Origin of the sequence: Halomonas pelophila (genome assembly GCF_040196315.1) — a bacterium.
GTDB classification, from domain to species: Bacteria; Pseudomonadota; Gammaproteobacteria; order Pseudomonadales; family Halomonadaceae; genus Halomonas; species Halomonas pelophila.
The window spans coordinates 55,283-69,242 of sequence record NZ_JBEGCI010000011.1 but is presented as its reverse complement, the minus strand read 5'-3'; the positions used below and the strand labels follow the sequence as shown (position 1 = coordinate 69,242).

Annotated in this window: 15 protein-coding genes and 1 other RNA gene; 5 read left to right on the top strand and 11 right to left on the bottom strand. The window is 70.3% G+C overall.

Going from position 1 to position 13,960, the window contains the following annotated elements; genetic code table 11:
* Positions 1-32 precede the first annotated feature (32 nt).
* From ABE957_RS12980 to tmpA, 7 genes are all read right to left on the bottom strand, one after another.
* On the bottom strand, positions 33-827 hold the full coding sequence (locus ABE957_RS12980; protein ID WP_349759106.1) for an ATP-binding cassette domain-containing protein: 795 nt from the start codon (positions 825-827) through the stop codon (positions 33-35).
* Entirely contained in the window at positions 824-2,062 is a 1,239-nt protein-coding gene (locus ABE957_RS12975) for a pyridoxal phosphate-dependent aminotransferase (protein ID WP_349759105.1), read from the bottom strand. Before ABE957_RS12975 ends, ABE957_RS12980 begins: the two co-directional genes overlap by 4 nt.
* Before the next feature lie 7 nt (positions 2,063-2,069).
* Entirely contained in the window at positions 2,070-2,843 is a 774-nt protein-coding gene (locus ABE957_RS12970; RefSeq protein ID WP_349759104.1) for a class II aldolase/adducin family protein, read from the bottom strand.
* Positions 2,840-3,796, bottom strand: a complete 957-nt coding sequence (locus ABE957_RS12965) for a glycine betaine ABC transporter substrate-binding protein (protein WP_349759103.1) — start codon at positions 3,794-3,796, stop codon at positions 2,840-2,842. The genes ABE957_RS12970 and ABE957_RS12965 overlap by 4 nt, the downstream gene beginning before the upstream one ends.
* Before the next feature lie 100 nt (positions 3,797-3,896).
* The gene (locus ABE957_RS12960; RefSeq protein ID WP_349759102.1) at positions 3,897-5,498 is read right to left on the bottom strand and encodes a 5-guanidino-2-oxopentanoate decarboxylase; all 1,602 of its coding nucleotides are present in this window, start codon (positions 5,496-5,498) and stop codon (positions 3,897-3,899) included.
* Positions 5,495-6,106: an HD domain-containing protein gene (locus ABE957_RS12955; protein ID WP_349759101.1), complete on the bottom strand. Its 612-nt coding sequence runs from the start codon at positions 6,104-6,106 to the stop codon at positions 5,495-5,497. Before ABE957_RS12955 ends, ABE957_RS12960 begins: the two co-directional genes overlap by 4 nt.
* Positions 6,103-7,221, bottom strand: a complete 1,119-nt coding sequence (tmpA, locus tag ABE957_RS12950) for a 2-trimethylaminoethylphosphonate dioxygenase (protein WP_349759100.1) — start codon at positions 7,219-7,221, stop codon at positions 6,103-6,105. Before tmpA ends, ABE957_RS12955 begins: the two co-directional genes overlap by 4 nt.
* A 102-nt stretch (positions 7,222-7,323) precedes the next feature.
* Here tmpA and ABE957_RS12945 point away from each other — a divergent pair, with 102 nt between their 5' ends.
* Positions 7,324-8,343: a GlxA family transcriptional regulator gene (locus tag ABE957_RS12945; RefSeq protein WP_349759099.1), complete on the top strand. Its 1,020-nt coding sequence runs from the start codon at positions 7,324-7,326 to the stop codon at positions 8,341-8,343.
* 93 nt (positions 8,344-8,436) lie between these two features.
* Here the strand turns inward: ABE957_RS12945 and ssrA are convergent.
* Positions 8,437-8,817, bottom strand: a transfer-messenger RNA (tmRNA) gene (ssrA, locus tag ABE957_RS12940).
* A gap of 41 nt (positions 8,818-8,858) precedes the next feature.
* Positions 8,859-9,350, bottom strand: coding sequence for an SsrA-binding protein SmpB (smpB, locus tag ABE957_RS12935; RefSeq protein WP_349759098.1), 492 nt, complete (start codon positions 9,348-9,350; stop codon positions 8,859-8,861).
* Positions 9,351-9,478: 128 nt separating this feature from the next.
* Between smpB and ABE957_RS12930 the strand changes: the two genes are divergently transcribed.
* Positions 9,479-9,913 (top strand): type II toxin-antitoxin system RatA family toxin, encoded by a 435-nt coding sequence (locus ABE957_RS12930; protein WP_349759097.1) that lies wholly within the window; start codon positions 9,479-9,481, stop codon positions 9,911-9,913.
* On the top strand, positions 9,903-10,217 hold the full coding sequence (locus ABE957_RS12925) for an RnfH family protein (protein ID WP_349759096.1): 315 nt from the start codon (positions 9,903-9,905) through the stop codon (positions 10,215-10,217). Before ABE957_RS12930 ends, ABE957_RS12925 begins: the two co-directional genes overlap by 11 nt.
* A gap of 61 nt (positions 10,218-10,278) precedes the next feature.
* On the opposite strand, the gene ABE957_RS12920 is transcribed toward ABE957_RS12925, so the two are convergent.
* Positions 10,279-10,707: an outer membrane protein assembly factor BamE gene (locus ABE957_RS12920; protein ID WP_349759095.1), complete on the bottom strand. Its 429-nt coding sequence runs from the start codon at positions 10,705-10,707 to the stop codon at positions 10,279-10,281.
* Positions 10,708-10,779: 72 nt separating this feature from the next.
* Here ABE957_RS12920 and fur point away from each other — a divergent pair, with 72 nt between their 5' ends.
* Complete coding sequence (gene fur / locus ABE957_RS12915; protein WP_089847586.1) at positions 10,780-11,226, top strand: ferric iron uptake transcriptional regulator; 447 nt, start codon at positions 10,780-10,782, stop codon at positions 11,224-11,226.
* A 118-nt stretch (positions 11,227-11,344) separates the two neighbouring features.
* On the opposite strand, the gene recN is transcribed toward fur, so the two are convergent.
* A complete protein-coding gene (gene recN / locus ABE957_RS12910) occupies positions 11,345-13,018 on the bottom strand; it encodes a DNA repair protein RecN (RefSeq protein ID WP_349759094.1) in 1,674 nt (557 codons plus the stop codon).
* Between the two features lie 250 nt (positions 13,019-13,268).
* Between recN and grpE the strand changes: the two genes are divergently transcribed.
* Entirely contained in the window at positions 13,269-13,892 is a 624-nt protein-coding gene (grpE, locus tag ABE957_RS12905; protein ID WP_349759093.1) for a nucleotide exchange factor GrpE, read from the top strand.
* Positions 13,893-13,960 lie beyond the last annotated feature (68 nt).

Sequence of the window (13,960 nt, the reverse complement as noted above, 5' to 3'; positions counted from 1 at the left end):
ATCTTCTCCTGTCGTTGTGGTGTGTGGAGCGTTCAGGCCGCCGGCGCGACGAAGCGACGGCAGCGGGGATCATCGAAGACGTCCTGCGGGCTCCCCGAGGCGGCGATGCGCCCCTGGTCGAGGTAGACCAGCTGGTCGGAGACCTCCCGGGCGAAGTGCATCTCGTGGGTGACCAGCAGCATGGTGCGGCCCTCGTCGGCGAGGTCGCGGATCACCCCGAGCACCTCGTTGACCCGTTCCGGGTCCAGCGCCGAGGTGGGCTCGTCGAAGAGCAGCAGGCGGGGCTCCATGGCCAGGGCGCGGGCGATGGCCACCCGCTGCTGCTGGCCGCCGGAGAGGAAGGCGGGGTAGGCGTCGCGGCGATCGGCCATGCCGACCCGCTCGAGGTAGTGCTCGCCGATGGCGGTGGCCCGACGGCGGGAGAGGCCCTTGACCCGCATCGGGGCCTCGATGACGTTGCCCAGCACGCTCAAGTGGGGCCACAGGTTGAACTGCTGGAAGACCATGGTCACCTTGGCGCGCAGCCGCTGCAGCTGGCGCCGGTCCAGGCCGACGATGCCGCCCTGGGGATTGCGGGTGAAGCGAATCGCCTCATCCGCAATCGCCAGTTCGCCCCGGTCGGGCCGCTCCAACAGGTTCATGCAGCGCAGCAGGGTGCTCTTGCCGGAGCCACTGGAGCCGATGATGGAGGTGACGGTGCCCTCCTCGACCTCGAGGGAGACGCCCTTGAGCACCTCCAGGTCGCCGAAGTGCTTGATCAGGTGGTGGGCCGCCACCGCGGGGGCGGCGGCCTCTGAACGGGGGGAGGGTTCGAACGCTGTTGTCATAGGCAATCGGCCTCCGAGGCCGGGGTCGGTGACAGGGATGCCGCGCGCGGCCCGGCCGAGCGCTCGGACTGGACGCGCTCGGCGAAGGCCGCCAGGCGACGGCTGGCCGCGGCGACTCGCTCGGCCTCGACGGTCAGGCTGAGGCGCACGAAGCCGGCCGCCGAGGGGCCGAAGGCCTCGCCGGAGAGCACCGAGATGCCCTCCTCATCGAGCAGGCGGTCGGCGAAGGCCTGGGAGGAGAGGCCGGTGGCGCGGATGTCGACCATCAGGAACATCCCCGCCGGCGGGCGGATCGCGGTGACCGCGGAGCTCTCGGCCAGCGCCTCGCAGACGGCGTCGCGACGCCCCCGATACGCCTCGCGCATCTCGTCGAGCTCGGCGGGGGGCGCGGTCAGGGCGGTGCAGGCCGCGTCCTGGATGAAGTCCGGGCAGCCGTAGAGCATGCACAGCGCCAGGTGGCTCAGGTGGCCGATCAGCGGCGCCGGGCCCATCACCCAGCCCAGGCGCCAGCCGGTCATGGCGTGGGACTTGGAGAGGCTGTTGATCACCACGCTGCGCTCGGCCATGCCCGGCAGGGCGGCGGGGCAGAGGTGCTCGCCCTCGTAGATCAGCTCGGCGTAGACCTCGTCGGAGATCAGCCAGAGGTCGTGGCGGCGGCAGAGTTCGGCGACGGCCTCCCAGGTCTCGGCGTCGATCAGCTGGCCGGTGGGGTTGTGGGGGCTGTTGAGCAGCAGCGCCCGGGTGCGCGGGGTGATGGCCGCCTCGAGAGCCGCCGGGTCGAGGCGGAAGTCCGCCTCGCCGCGCAGCGGGACCTGCACCAGCTCGGCGCCGGTGGCGCGCAGCACCGCCTCGTAGGTGACGTAGCTGGGCTCGGGGACCAGCACCTCGTCGCCGGGATCGAGCAGGCACTGGGCGGCGGCGTAGAGGCCGCACTGGGCGCCGGCCATGACGATGACGTGCTCCGGCCCCACCTCGAGGCCCTGGTCGCGATAGCCGTCGGCGATGGCCTGGCGCAGCGAGAGCTTGCCCTGCACGTCGGCGTAGTGGGTGGCGCCGCCGCGCAGGCTCGCGACGGCGCTCTCGATGATCGGCCCCGGGGTGGTGAAGTCCGGGTCGCCCACCGAGAGCACGGTGATGTCGTCGCCGGCGGCCTGGCGGGCCAGGGCGCGGTAGTGGATGTCCCAGGCCGCGGCACCCTCGCCGGCGATCCGGTTGGTCAGTTGGGAATAGCGCATCAAAAGCTCAGCCTCGGTCGGTGTCGGGGGAGTGGGTCGGCAGGCGGCGCCGCTCGGCCTGCCAGGCCAGCGCGGTGCCCGCCGGGCTCTCGGCCCAGGCCTCGTACTGGCGGGCCACGTGCTCGGCCATCGCGGGCGAGGCGGCGAGCAGCGTCTGGCCGGTGGCCTGGGCGGCGAGCTGGGCCTGGCAGCTGCGCTCCAGGTCGCGCATGCGCAGGAAGGCCTCGCCGACGCTGCGCCCGCAGGTCAGCAGGCCGTGCTGGCGCAGCACCATGGCCAGGTGCGGGCCGAGGTCGGCGGTCAGCCGCCGGCGCTCGTCGAGGTCCAGCGCGATGCCCTCGTAGTCGTGGTAGGCCAGGCGGTCGTGGAACTGCATCGCCCACTGGTTGAGCGGCGCCAGCCCCTCCGCGAGGCAGGAGAGGGCCACCCCGGCCACGGTGTGGGTGTGCAGCACGCAGGCCACCTCGGGGCGGGCGGCGTGGATGGCGCTGTGGATGGTGAAGCCGGCTGGGTTGATGCCGAGCCCGGTGGGGTCGTCGAGCACGGTGCCGTCGGCGGCCACCGTGACCAGGTCCTCGGCGCGGATCTCCTCGAAGCGCAGGCCGAAGGGGTTGAGCAGGAAGCGCTCCTGCTGACCAGCCTCGCCGTGCGGCGCCTCAACGGGAAGCCGCGCCGAGATGTGGGTCGAGATGCCGTCGTCCATGCCGTCCAGGGCGATCAGCCGATAGGCGGCCGCCAGGTCACGACGCACGCTGGCCTCGGTCTCGCGGGGCGCGCTCACAGGCTGGCCTCCACGGCGGCCAGGGCGGCCTCGCCGTCGCGGGTCTTCACGCCCTCGAGGAAGGCGGCGACCCGCTCGGGGTGCGCGGCCAGCCACTCCTGCGCCACCGCCTCGACGTCGCGCTCCTCCAGGCTGTACTCGCGGATGAAGTCGCTCTGCTGGTCGGCGGAGAGCACGAACTGGTCGAGCAGGCGAGTCAGGTTGGGGTTGGCCTCGGCGTAAGGCTTGGCGACGATGGTCTTGACGTCGCTGCGGCCGCTGTCGGCGCCGAAGACGTTGGCGGCGTCATCGAGGATGTGCACGTCGTATTCCGGCACCATCCAGTGCGGGGTCCAGCCGTAGAAGAGGATCCACTGCTGCTCCGCCGCGGCGGCCTTGACCTCGGAGAGCATGCCGGGCGTGGACGAGGCCTTGAGCTCCCACTCCTCGAGTCCGTGGGTATCAGACTCGATGGCGCCCTCGATCATGTCGGTGACGGTGGAGCCGCTCTCGATGCTGTAGATGGCGCGGTCGAAGCGCTCGGCGATCTCGGGGTCGGCGAGCTGATCGGCGTTGGTGAGGCCGGCCTCGGCCACGTAGCCGGGCACGGCGAGTCCCATGCGGGCGCCATTGACGTTGTTGCCCAGATCGAGGATCGCGCCGGCCGCCATGGCGGCGTCGTAGCTCTCCTGCTGGGCCGGCATCCAGCCGGCCAGGAAGGCGTCGCTGTCGCCGCTCTGCAGGGTGCTGTAGCCCACCGTGGAACTGAGCTCCAGGAATTCGGCGCGATAGCCGAGCGGTTCGATGAGCTGGGCGAGGATCTCGCTCTTCACGGTCACGCCCGGCCAGGGCGGCACCACCAGGCGCAGTCGGTCGTCGCGGTCGGCGGCGAGCGCCGGCGCGGCCAGGATCAGGCCGGTCGCGAGGGTCAGGCCGGTGATGAGGGTCAGGGGGCTTCGCGTCTTGATATCCATTGTGCAGACGTCTCCTTATCGTCAGGGCCAGTATTGTGAGGGCAGATTATCGTTGTCCCCGGGGGCCCGGCCCGGGGGTAGCGGGGTGCCGCGGGCGGCGTTATGCCGACGCGGCCCAGGCCGCGGCATCGATCTCGACGATCAGCGGCGAGTCGGCTCCGTCGAGGCGCGCGAGGGCCTCGTGCAGGCTCGCCGGATCGCCCACGGCGGCGTAGCGGCAGGCGTAGGCCGAGGCCAGGTCCCGGAAGGCCGGCGCGGCCAGGTCGACGCCCAGGTGCGGCACCTCGCTTGCCGACATGTAGCGGCGAATCTCGTCGTAGCCGTCGTTGTTCCATATCACGATCGCCAGCGAGCGGCCGAGGTCGCGGGCGGTGCCCAGCTCGCCAAGCACGAACTGCAGGCCGCCGTCGCCGACCAGCGCGACCACCGGCAGCTCCGGCTGGGCCAGGGCAGCGCCCAGGGCGGCGGGCAGGCCGTAGCCGAGGGTGCCGTAGCCGGTGGCGGCGTTGAACCAGCGCCGCGGGGCCGGCATGGCGGCGAGGAAGTTGCCGGCGTAGACGGGGCCGGTGGAGTCGCCGACCACCACGGCGTCGGGCAGGGCCTCGCGCAGGGTGGCGAAGAGCGGCACGTAGGGCGCGAGCTCCGGGTCCTCGGCCAGCGCCAGCTCCCGGCGCACGGCGGTGGTGCGGGCGCGGCCGTCGCGCTCGCCGGGCTCGGGCAGTCGCGCCGCCAGCGCCTCGAGGGTCTCGCCAGCGTCGGCGACCAGTGCCAGGTCGGTGGCCTGGTTGCGGCCCAGCTGCTGGGGGTCGATGTCGACGCGGATCAGCCGGCCGTCGAGGCGGAAGCCCTCGTCGAAGACCAGGTCGTAGTCGGTCTCGCCGAGCTCGGTGCCGATGGCCAGCACCACGTCGGCCTCGGCGGCCAGCCGGCGCGCGGCGGGCAGGCTGGCGGTGGCGCCCAGGTCCAGCGGGTGATCCAGGCCGAGCACGCCCTTGGCGTTGATGGTGGTCAGGGTCGGGGCCTGGAGGCGCTCCACGAGGGCGCGGGCGGCCTCGGGGGCGCTGGCGCAGCCGCCGCCGAGCAGCAGCAGCGGGCGCTCGGCGCCCGCCAGCCAGTCGACGGCCCGGGCGATGGCCGCGGGGGCCGGCGCCGGGGGGAATACCTCGAGGGGGCGCGGCGCGAGCGCGGGGATCTCGGCATCGAAGAGGTCGATGGGAATCTCGATGTGCACCGGGCCCGGCCGGGCGCCGCGGAAGATCGCGAAGGCCCGGGCCAGCAGCTCCGACAGCGCCTCGGGGTCGTGCAGGGTGTGGCTGAAGACGCTGACGCCGGCCAGGGTCTGCTGCTGGCTCGGCAGCTCGTGCAGGCGCCCCTGGCCGCGGCCCAGGGTCGGGCGGCGGTTGACGCTGGAGATCACCAGCATCGGCACCGAGTCGGCCAGCGCCTGGCCCATGGCGGTGGCGATGTTGGTCATCCCGGGGCCGGAGATGATGAAGCAGGCCGCCGGGCGGCCGCTGGCGCGGGCATAGCCGTCGGCCATGAAGCCGGCGCCCTGCTCGTGGCGCGGCGTCACGTGGCGGATGCGGCTGTCGCTCAGCTCGCGGTAGAGCTCGATGGTGTGCACCCCGGGGATGCCGAAGGCGGTATCCACGCCGTAGGCCTCGAGCAGGCGCAGCAGCTGACGGGCACAGGTCTGGCTCATGGGGTCGCCTCCCCGTTCACCGGCTCTTCCACCGACTCTTCCACAAGATCAGGCAGGCCGCCGCGCACCGGGCGTCCCAGCACCCGCTCCACCATGGGCACGAAGTGTGCCAGGGGCAGGGTGTCGTAGTCGGGGTCGAAGCTCGCCTGGTCCCAGTCGTCGCAGAAGCGCACCGTGCGCGCGTAGGCCGGGTGGTCGCGGAACTGCTCCCGGGCGTGGGGATCCTGGCCGAAGAAGTGGCGGTAGTGGTAGCCCTGGAAGAGCTCATGGTGGCGGATCATCCAGGCGTTGAGCGGGTCGACGAAGGGCTCGAGGATCGCCGCGGCGATCTCGGCGTGGTTGGCCGGGGCCAGGTCATCGCCGATGTCATGAAGCAGAGCGCAGACGACCATCTCCTCGTCGGCGCCGTCGCGCAGCGCCCGGGTCGCGGTCTGCAGGCTGTGCTGGTAGCGATCCACCGGGTAGCCGTGGGTGTCGCCGGCCAGGTTGTGCAGGTGGGCCAGCACCCGGCGCGGGGCGTCGGCGACGTAGTCGCGGAAGCGGGCGTCGATCAGCGCCCAGTCGACGCGGCGTGCCTCGCCGAAGTGGCGAAAGGTGGCCTGGTTCATGCGGGCTCTCCTGCGGTCGGGGCGAGGGTGGCCTGGCGGCGCAGCACCCGGCGGCGGCTGGCGGTGCTGTCGCGGTCGACGTAGCCCTGGCGCAGGTGGCGCACGCCGCCGGCCAGCTGGAAGGCGCTGCGGCCGTGCAGCAGGCGGTAGTTGTCCATGATCAGCATCTGGCCCGGATCGAGCTTGAGGTGCAGGGTCAGCTCCTCGCCGGTGATCAGCCGATAGAAGGCCGTGCGCGCGGCGTAGTAGGCCTCCAGCTCTTCGGTGGGCAGCGCCGGTACGCGCTCGGTGCGGTTGGAGTAGCGCACCCGCACCGGGTCGCCCTGGCTGTCGAGCTCGATCAGCGGGCCCTCGCCCTCGAGGTCGGTGGTGTCATCGCGATAGCGAAAGCCCGGGGTGACCCGGGTCAGGCAGTCATAGGCCGCCGGGTCGCGCTCGCGCAGCAGGCGGGCCGCCATGAAGCCGTCGGACAGGGTGCTGTCGCCGCCGTCGGCGGCGTTGGTCAGGCAGTGCAGCCAGATGTAGCCGGGGATGGGGTCTCGATAGGGGTTGTCCGTGTGGGGCTCCAGGCCGCGCTGGGTCATGGTCAGGTCGTAGGCGTCGGCCACCGACTTGACGTCGGCGATGCCGCCCCAGTTGGTGCGCCGCAGCGGGCCGATGCGATCGATCAGCGGCTGCATGCCGTGCTCCTCGGTGGGCACGCCGGAGACCAGCACGAAGCCGTCGCGGTGCAGCGCCTCGAGCATCGCCAGCAGGGCCGCATCGTCCTCCACCGCGGCGGCGAAGTCGGCCTCGGGGCGCGGCGCGCTGGCGGCGTCCCAGAGCCGCTGGGGCGGGTCGCTCGGCGAGTCGTCGAAGAGCGCGTCGAGGTCGAAGACGCCGCGGTGGCCGTCGCTGAAGCGCAGGTGCAGCTCGCCGTCGCGGGCCTCGGCCGACTCCACGGCGAGGTCCAGCGGCAGCTCGGCGGCCTCGATCAGGCGCTGGCCGGTGCGCGGGTCCAGGGTCTCGGCATCGGGGCTGCGCTCACGCAGCCAGAGGGCGGCGAATTCGCGGGTCCGGCCGTGGTGGTCGATGACCAGGCGTCGGTTATTGGCCAGGGATGTGACGTGTGTCATGGCGGCGTCTCCACGGACTGTGCTTCGGGGTCGCGATCCACCATAACCCCCTGCGACGCCCGCGACTTGATTAAATTGGCCTCAGGCTTGACTCTATTGGCCATGATCGACATTTCCGATACCGCCTGGCCCTATCCGCGCCCCGATTCCCCGCCGCTGCTCACCCCCGAGCAGGCCGAATACACCCTCGACGTCTGGTTGGTGCCGCGCTTCTCCATGCTGACCCTGTTCTGCCTGCTGGAGCCGCTGCGCGTGGCCAACCGCTTCGGCCGCGACCTCTTCGCCTGGCGGCTGCTCTCGGCGGACGGGGAGGCGGTGGTGGCGAGCAACGGCGTGCGCATCGACGTGGATGGTCCGCTGGAAGCGCTGGAGGACAGCGCGCGGCTGATGGTCGTCTCCTCCTACGAGGCGGAGGCGACGGTGCGCTTCCAGGATCGCGCCGTGCTGCGACGCATCGCCGCCCACGGCGGCTGGCTGGGCGGGCTCGACACCGCGCCCTTCATCCTGGCCCGGGCCGGGGTGCTGGAGGGGTGCAGGGTGGCGCTGCACTGGGAGAGCGTGCCGGCCTTCCGGCTCGAGTTTCCGGAGCTCGAGATCAGCCCGGCGCGCTACGAGTTCGATGCCACGCGGATGACCGGGTCCGGCGGCGCGGCGAGCATCGACATGATGCTGGAGTGGATCGAGCGCGCCTACGGGCCGGCCCTGGCCGACGCCGTGGGGCGTCAGCTGGTGCACGAACGAGGCCGCGGCGAGGGCGGCGCTCAGCGGCACCGGTATGCGGACCTGCCGCGCAGCGTGGTGCGGGCGCTGGCGGTGATGGAGGCCAACCTGGCCCAGGCGCTGCCGATCCCCGAGGTGTGCCGGCTGGTGGGGCAGTCGCAGCGCCAGCTGACGCGGCTTTTCCAGCGCCACTTCGGCGAGACGCCCAGCCAGTGCTACCTCGGCATGCGCCTGGATCGGGCGCGCCAGCTGCTGGCCGACAGCCGCTGCCTGGTGACCGAGGCGGCTCTGGCCACCGGCTTCACCCAGCCGGCGCACTTCACCCGCGCCTATCGCGCCCGCTTCGCCGAGGCGCCCAGCGTCACCGCCGAGCGCGGCAGCAGCGTCGAGCCGGGGGCGTGACGGCGGATCGGTAGCGTAGCGATGATCGGGGCGTCTGTGAGAGGCGCTCAGAAACGAAAAAAGCGCCCGTAGGCGCTTGATTCGTCGACTGTTTGGTGGAGGCGGCGGGAATTGAACCCGCGTCCGCCGGCACGCACCCATTGGCTCTACATGCTTAGTTTCGTCATTTGATTTAACGCCACTGGCTCCGACGACCAGGATCCAGCAACGCGATTCCTCGTTAGGTTTAACGACAGGCGAGAGGACACCACCTATCGCGATCCCATCAGTCTTGGCTCATATCCCGTCAGCAATGAATGGGCACATTGCCTTCGGGCCAGGCTAGAAGCTAGCGGCGTTTAAGCTGCCAGCGCGCCCTGAGCGTAGTTGTCGTCGTTTGCGACTATTTAGTCGTGATGTTGGATTTACGAGATACATCACGCTCTCGGCATGCACCTCAGGGATTGTCACCGGCGTCGAAACCGTGTCGCCCCCGTACTCGCGCATCCTAACAGGATGCATGGCCTTGTGACACCTCAGGCCTTGGTTTGTTCGCGCATGATGCGTCCTTTCTGGCGCTGCCAGTCGCGGTCCTTCTCGGTGGCGCGCTTGTCGTGCAGCTTCTTGCCGGTCACCAGCGCCAGCTCGCACTTCACCCGGTTGTTCTTCCAGTAGAGCTTGAGCGGCACGCAGGTGTGGCCCTTCTCCTGGGTCCGCGAGAAGATCTTGGCGATCTCCTTGCGATGCAGCAACAGCTTACGGGTGCGCGTGGGGTCCGCGATCTCGTGGGTGCTGGCGGTATTGAGCGGCGTGATGTGGGTGCCCAGCAGCCAGGCCTCGCCGTTCTTGATCAGAATATAGGTGTCGGTGAGCTGCGCCTTGCCGGCGCGCAGGCTCTTCACCTCCCAGCCGGCCAGCACCACGCCTGCCTCGAAGCTTTCGTCGATATGGTATTCGAAGCGTGCCTTCTTGTTCTGGGCGATGACGTTGCCGCCGGGACCCTTGCTCTTGCCTTTCTTGTTGGCCATGAAACCTCGTGTCCTGTATCTGCCGGTGGCGCTTGCCCTTCGATGTGGGGGGAAGCGTGGTACCATTCAAGGCCTGAAATAACCGCTCATGATACGCCCTGGGCACTGTGAAGTCAGCGGAGAGCTCAATGCCAACGGTCAATCGGTCCGCCATGGTGCGGCACACCCCCCAGGACATGTTCGACCTGGTCAACGACTTCGAGCGCTACCCGGAATTCCTCCCGGGGTGCCGGAACGCCCGCCTGCTGGAGCGCGACGACGCGCACCTGATCGGCGAGATGACCCTGGGGCGTGCCGGCATCGAGCAGAGCTTCACCACCCGCAACGACCTGATCGAACCCGAGCGCATCGAGATGTCGCTGGTCAGCGGTCCCTTCAAGCGCCTGCGCGGCCGCTGGCTGTTCCTGCCGATGGGCGAGGGGTCCTGCAAGATCAGCCTCGAGCTGGAGTTCGAGTTCGCCAACCGCCTCTTGGGGATGGCCTTCGGCAAGCTCTTCCAGCAGGTCGCCGGGCAGTTGGTGGACTCCTTCACCCGCCGCGCGGACAGCCTCTATGGGCGCTAGCTCGCCGGACGTGATCGAGGTCGAGGTGGCCTTCGCCCTGCCCGAACGGCAGTGCATCTTGCCGCTCAGCGTCAGCGAGGGCACCACGGCCCGGCAGGCGGTCGCGATGGCGGGGCTGGAGGCGCGGTTTCCGGAGCTTCCCGCGGCGACCTTCTCTGAGGCTGACCTGGGGCTCTTCGGGAGGCGGCTGCGCGACCCGGAGGCGCAGCGCCTGAAGGCGGGGGATCGTGTCGAGGTCTATCGGCCGCTCAAGATCGATCCCAAGGTAGTGCGCGCCGAGCGCGCCGCGGCGAAAACGCGCTGACGCCCCGCCCGGCGAGTGCCGGCGCGGGGCGCCAGGGATGTCGCGTGATCGCGGGTCGAGCTCAGGGGCGATCCGGCGTCAGGTTGTCGATCGGCGCGTCCTGATCGTCCGCGGCGACCCCGTTGGCGGGCCCGATGCCGCGCTCGTCGCCGAGCGGCGGTGCCGTCGAGAAGTCGCCCTCTCGCTCGATGTTCACGACGCGCCCGCCGTCGAAGGTTAGGGTGATGCGCCGCTGCTCCACGCCGCCATAGGCCTCGTCAAGGCGGTAGACATAGTCCCACTGGCGGGCATCGAAGGGCGCCTCGAGCAGCGGGCTGCCCATCAGGTTGACCACCTGCTGGCGGCTCATGCCCGGCCGCAGCTGTCCGGCCATGCCCTCGGTCACCAGGTTGCCTTGGGGCAGGTCGCGCTTGTAGACCCCGAAGTAGCTGCAACCGCTGATCATCAGCAGGGCGACGGAAAGGGTGACGATTCTTGTCAGCTTTTGCATTTGCGCCTGTTCTTCACTATCGTGGATTCGGTCGATCATAACCGACCCTACCCGATACTGCGAAGAGCGACCATGGCCGACCAGAACCATGAACTGCGCAAGGCCGGTCTCAAAGTGACCCTGCCGCGCGTCAAGATCCTGCAGATCCTCGAGAGCGCCTCCGAGAAGCATCACCTGAGCGCCGAGGATGTGTACAAGACCCTCCTGGACGCGGGCGAGGACGTGGGCCTGGCCACCGTCTATCGCGTGCTGACCCAGTTCGAGACCGCCGGCCTGGTGATCCGTCACAACTTCGATGGCGGCCATGCCGTCTTCGAGCTCTCCCAGGAGGAGCACCACGACCATATGGTGTGCCTGGAGAGCGGTGAGATCATCGAGTTCTTCGATGAGACCATCGAGCGGCGCCAGCAGGAGATCGCCGAGGAGCACGGCTACGAGCTCGTCGACCATGCCCTGGTGCTCTACGTGCGGCCGCGGGGCTCGCGGGCGACTCGCCAGGAAGGCATCCAGAAGAAGTAGCGTCGACGGGCTCGCCCAGGCGGCGTACCACCCGAGCGGCGGATAGCGCGGCCCCGATCCTTGGATCGGGGCCGCGCTGCGTTAGGGGCGGCCGTGGCTCGCGCCCTCTTCGGCGGGGTCAGTGGTGGGCGCGCTGGCTGGCGTCGAGCATCTCCCGGGCGTGGGCCAGGGTGCGGTCGGAGAGGTTCACGCCGCCGAGCATGCGCGCCAGCTCGCCGACCCGGCCGGCCTCGTCGAGCAGGGCCATGCGGGTCAGAGTGGAGGCCTTCTCGGCCTGCTTCTCGATGTGCAGGTGGTGGTGGGCCTGGGCGGCCACCTGGGGCAGGTGCGTCACGGTCATCACCTGACCGTTCTCGCCCAGCCGGCGCAGCAGCTGGCCGACGATCTCGGCGGTGGCCCCGGAGACCCCCACGTCCACCTCGTCGAAGACCAGGCTCGCGATGGTCGAGTGCTGCGCCGCCACCACCTGGATCGCCAGGCTGATGCGCGACAACTCCCCGCCAGAAGCCACCTTGGCCAGCGGGCGCGCCGGCTGGCCGGGATTGGCGCTGATCAGCATGCGCGCGCCCTCCAGCCCCTCGAGGGCCGGGGTCTCCCGGGGGGTGAGCTCGACCTCGAACGTCGCCTTGCCCATGGCCAGGAAGGCCAGCTGCTCCTGCACGGCCCGGCCGAAACGGCGGGCGGCCTGGCGACGTGCCTTGGAGACCGCCGTGGCCTGCTCGTGCCAGCGCGCCTTCTGCGCCTCGACCTCGGCTGCCAGCGTCTCGAGGTCGCCGTCGCCGCCCTCCAGGCCCTCGAGTTCCTCGGCCAGGCGCCGGTGCAGGCCGACCAGCTCCTCGGGCAGCACGTGGTGCTTGCGGGCGATGCGGTGCACCTCGCCCAGGCGCTCCTCCACCCAGGCCAGCCGCTCCGGATCCAGCTCAACACCGGCGGCGAAGTGGCCGAGCTCGCGGCCGGCCTCCTCGACCTGGATGCGCGCCTCGCCGAGCATGGTGAGGGTGTCAGCGAGGCTGCCGCGATCGCTGCCCGGCAGCTCCGAGAGATGTTGGATCGCCTGGTTGAGCAGCGACAGCGCCCCGGCCTCGTCGCCGTCGCAGCACTCGGCGGCGAACTGCGCCTCGCGCAGCCGCTCCTCGGCGTGGGCCAGCTCCTCCTGCTCCTCCTCGAGCCCCTTGAGCTCTCCCTCGGCGAGCGCCAGCGTATCCAGCTCCTCGACCTGATAGCGCAGCAGCTGGCGGCGGGCGCGGATCTCATCGCCGTCCTCGGCCAGGCGCTCGAGGCGCCGGCGGCTCGCCTGCCACTCGCGGAAGGTCTGCTGCATCTCGGCCACCCGCTCGCGATGGCCGGCGAAGTCGTCGAGCAGGCGCAGGTGGGTCTCTTCGTGCAGCAGCGCCTGGTGGGCGTGCTGGCCGTGGATCTCGATGAGGTGCTCGCCCAGGGCGCGCAGGTCGGCCACCGTGGCCGGCTGGCCGTTGATCCAGGCCTTGGAGCGACCGCTGCGCGTCACCACGCGACGCAGCAGACAGTCGTCGTTGGGCAGCTCCCGGGACTCGAGCCAGGCGCGCGCCTCGGGCAGGGCCTTGAGGTCGAAGCGGGCGCTCAGGTCGGCGCGTTCGCTTCCGTGGCGCACGCTGGCGCTATCGGCGCGCTCGCCCAGGCACAGCCCCAGGGCGCCGAGCAGGATGGACTTGCCGGCCCCCGTCTCGCCGGTGATGGCGGTCATGCCGCCGGCCAGGTCCAGTTCGAGGTGGTCGACGATGGCGAAGTCGCGAATGGCAAGCTCTGTCAGCATGGTGCCTCCCGGGGCCTGTCTGGGGATACTGTTCTGGAAGTACTGCTCCTGAACTACTGTCTATCCATACAAGTATTGTGCGTTTATACAGTAGTCAAGCATCCCCCACAATGCACCCGCAAATTCGTCTCGCGACGACGCCTTGAGTTCACCGCGGCCAGCCCCATATACCTCGCAGACCGTTATTCAAGCCATCTTTCATGCCTTGCCAGCGGCCCCTCGCCGCTGATTGCCATTCAGGAGACCCCACATGGCCAAAGACTCTCAGACCCCGCTGGACGACGAACTCGCTCGCGAAGAGCGGGAAGCCGAGCCGCAGGCCGAGACCGTGGAGGGTGAGCTGGAGGACGCCATCGAGGGCGCCGATCAGGCCGCCACCGAGGCCGAGGCCGCCGATAATCCCGAGGCCGAGATGCTGGCGGCGCGTGTCGAGGAGCTCGAGCAGAGCGTCGCCGAGGCCAAGGATCAGGCCATGCGCGCGGCCGCCGAGGCACAGAACGTGCGCCGGCGCGCCGAGCAGGAGGCCGAGAAGGCCCGCAAGTTCGCCCTGGAGAAGTTCGTCAAGGAGCTGCTGCCGGTGATCGACAGCCTCGAGAAGGCCCTCGAGTCGATGGGCGACGAGGCCAGCGAGGCCCACATCGAGGGCGTCTCCATGACGCTCAAGATGCAGCGCGACGTGATGGCCAAGTTCGGCGTCGAGGTGGTGGAGCCCCACGGCGAGCCCTTCGACCCGCAGTACCACGAGGCCATGGCCATGGTGCCCAACCCCGAGCTGGAGCCCAACACCGTGATGGACGTCATGCAGAAGGGCTACCTGCTCAACGGGCGCCTGGTCCGTCCGGCCATGGTGGTCGTCAGCCAGGCCGCCGGCTGACACCGAGCCATAGAAAAGCGGCCCTCGGGTCTTGAAATGGGTTCGAGGGCCCCCAGATAGACGGCAAC

Coding starts and splice junctions, on each gene's coding strand:
- ABE957_RS12980 (WP_349759106.1), bottom strand. CDS start 827: ATGACAACAGCGTTCGAACCCTCCCCCCGTTCAGAGGCCGCCGCCCCC.
- ABE957_RS12975 (WP_349759105.1), bottom strand. CDS start 2,062: ATGCGCTATTCCCAACTGACCAACCGGATCGCCGGCGAGGGTGCCGCG.
- ABE957_RS12965 (WP_349759103.1), bottom strand. CDS start 3,796: ATGGATATCAAGACGCGAAGCCCCCTGACCCTCATCACCGGCCTGACC.
- ABE957_RS12960 (WP_349759102.1), bottom strand. CDS start 5,498: ATGAGCCAGACCTGTGCCCGTCAGCTGCTGCGCCTGCTCGAGGCCTAC.
- ABE957_RS12955 (WP_349759101.1), bottom strand. CDS start 6,106: ATGAACCAGGCCACCTTTCGCCACTTCGGCGAGGCACGCCGCGTCGAC.
- tmpA (WP_349759100.1), bottom strand. CDS start 7,221: ATGACACACGTCACATCCCTGGCCAATAACCGACGCCTGGTCATCGAC.
- ABE957_RS12945 (WP_349759099.1), top strand. CDS start 7,324: ATGATCGACATTTCCGATACCGCCTGGCCCTATCCGCGCCCCGATTCC.
- smpB (WP_349759098.1), bottom strand. CDS start 9,350: ATGGCCAACAAGAAAGGCAAGAGCAAGGGTCCCGGCGGCAACGTCATC.
- ABE957_RS12930 (WP_349759097.1), top strand. CDS start 9,479: ATGCCAACGGTCAATCGGTCCGCCATGGTGCGGCACACCCCCCAGGAC.
- ABE957_RS12925 (WP_349759096.1), top strand. CDS start 9,903: ATGGGCGCTAGCTCGCCGGACGTGATCGAGGTCGAGGTGGCCTTCGCC.
- ABE957_RS12920 (WP_349759095.1), bottom strand. CDS start 10,707: ATGCAAAAGCTGACAAGAATCGTCACCCTTTCCGTCGCCCTGCTGATG.
- fur (WP_089847586.1), top strand. CDS start 10,780: ATGGCCGACCAGAACCATGAACTGCGCAAGGCCGGTCTCAAAGTGACC.
- recN (WP_349759094.1), bottom strand. CDS start 13,018: ATGCTGACAGAGCTTGCCATTCGCGACTTCGCCATCGTCGACCACCTC.
- grpE (WP_349759093.1), top strand. CDS start 13,269: ATGGCCAAAGACTCTCAGACCCCGCTGGACGACGAACTCGCTCGCGAA.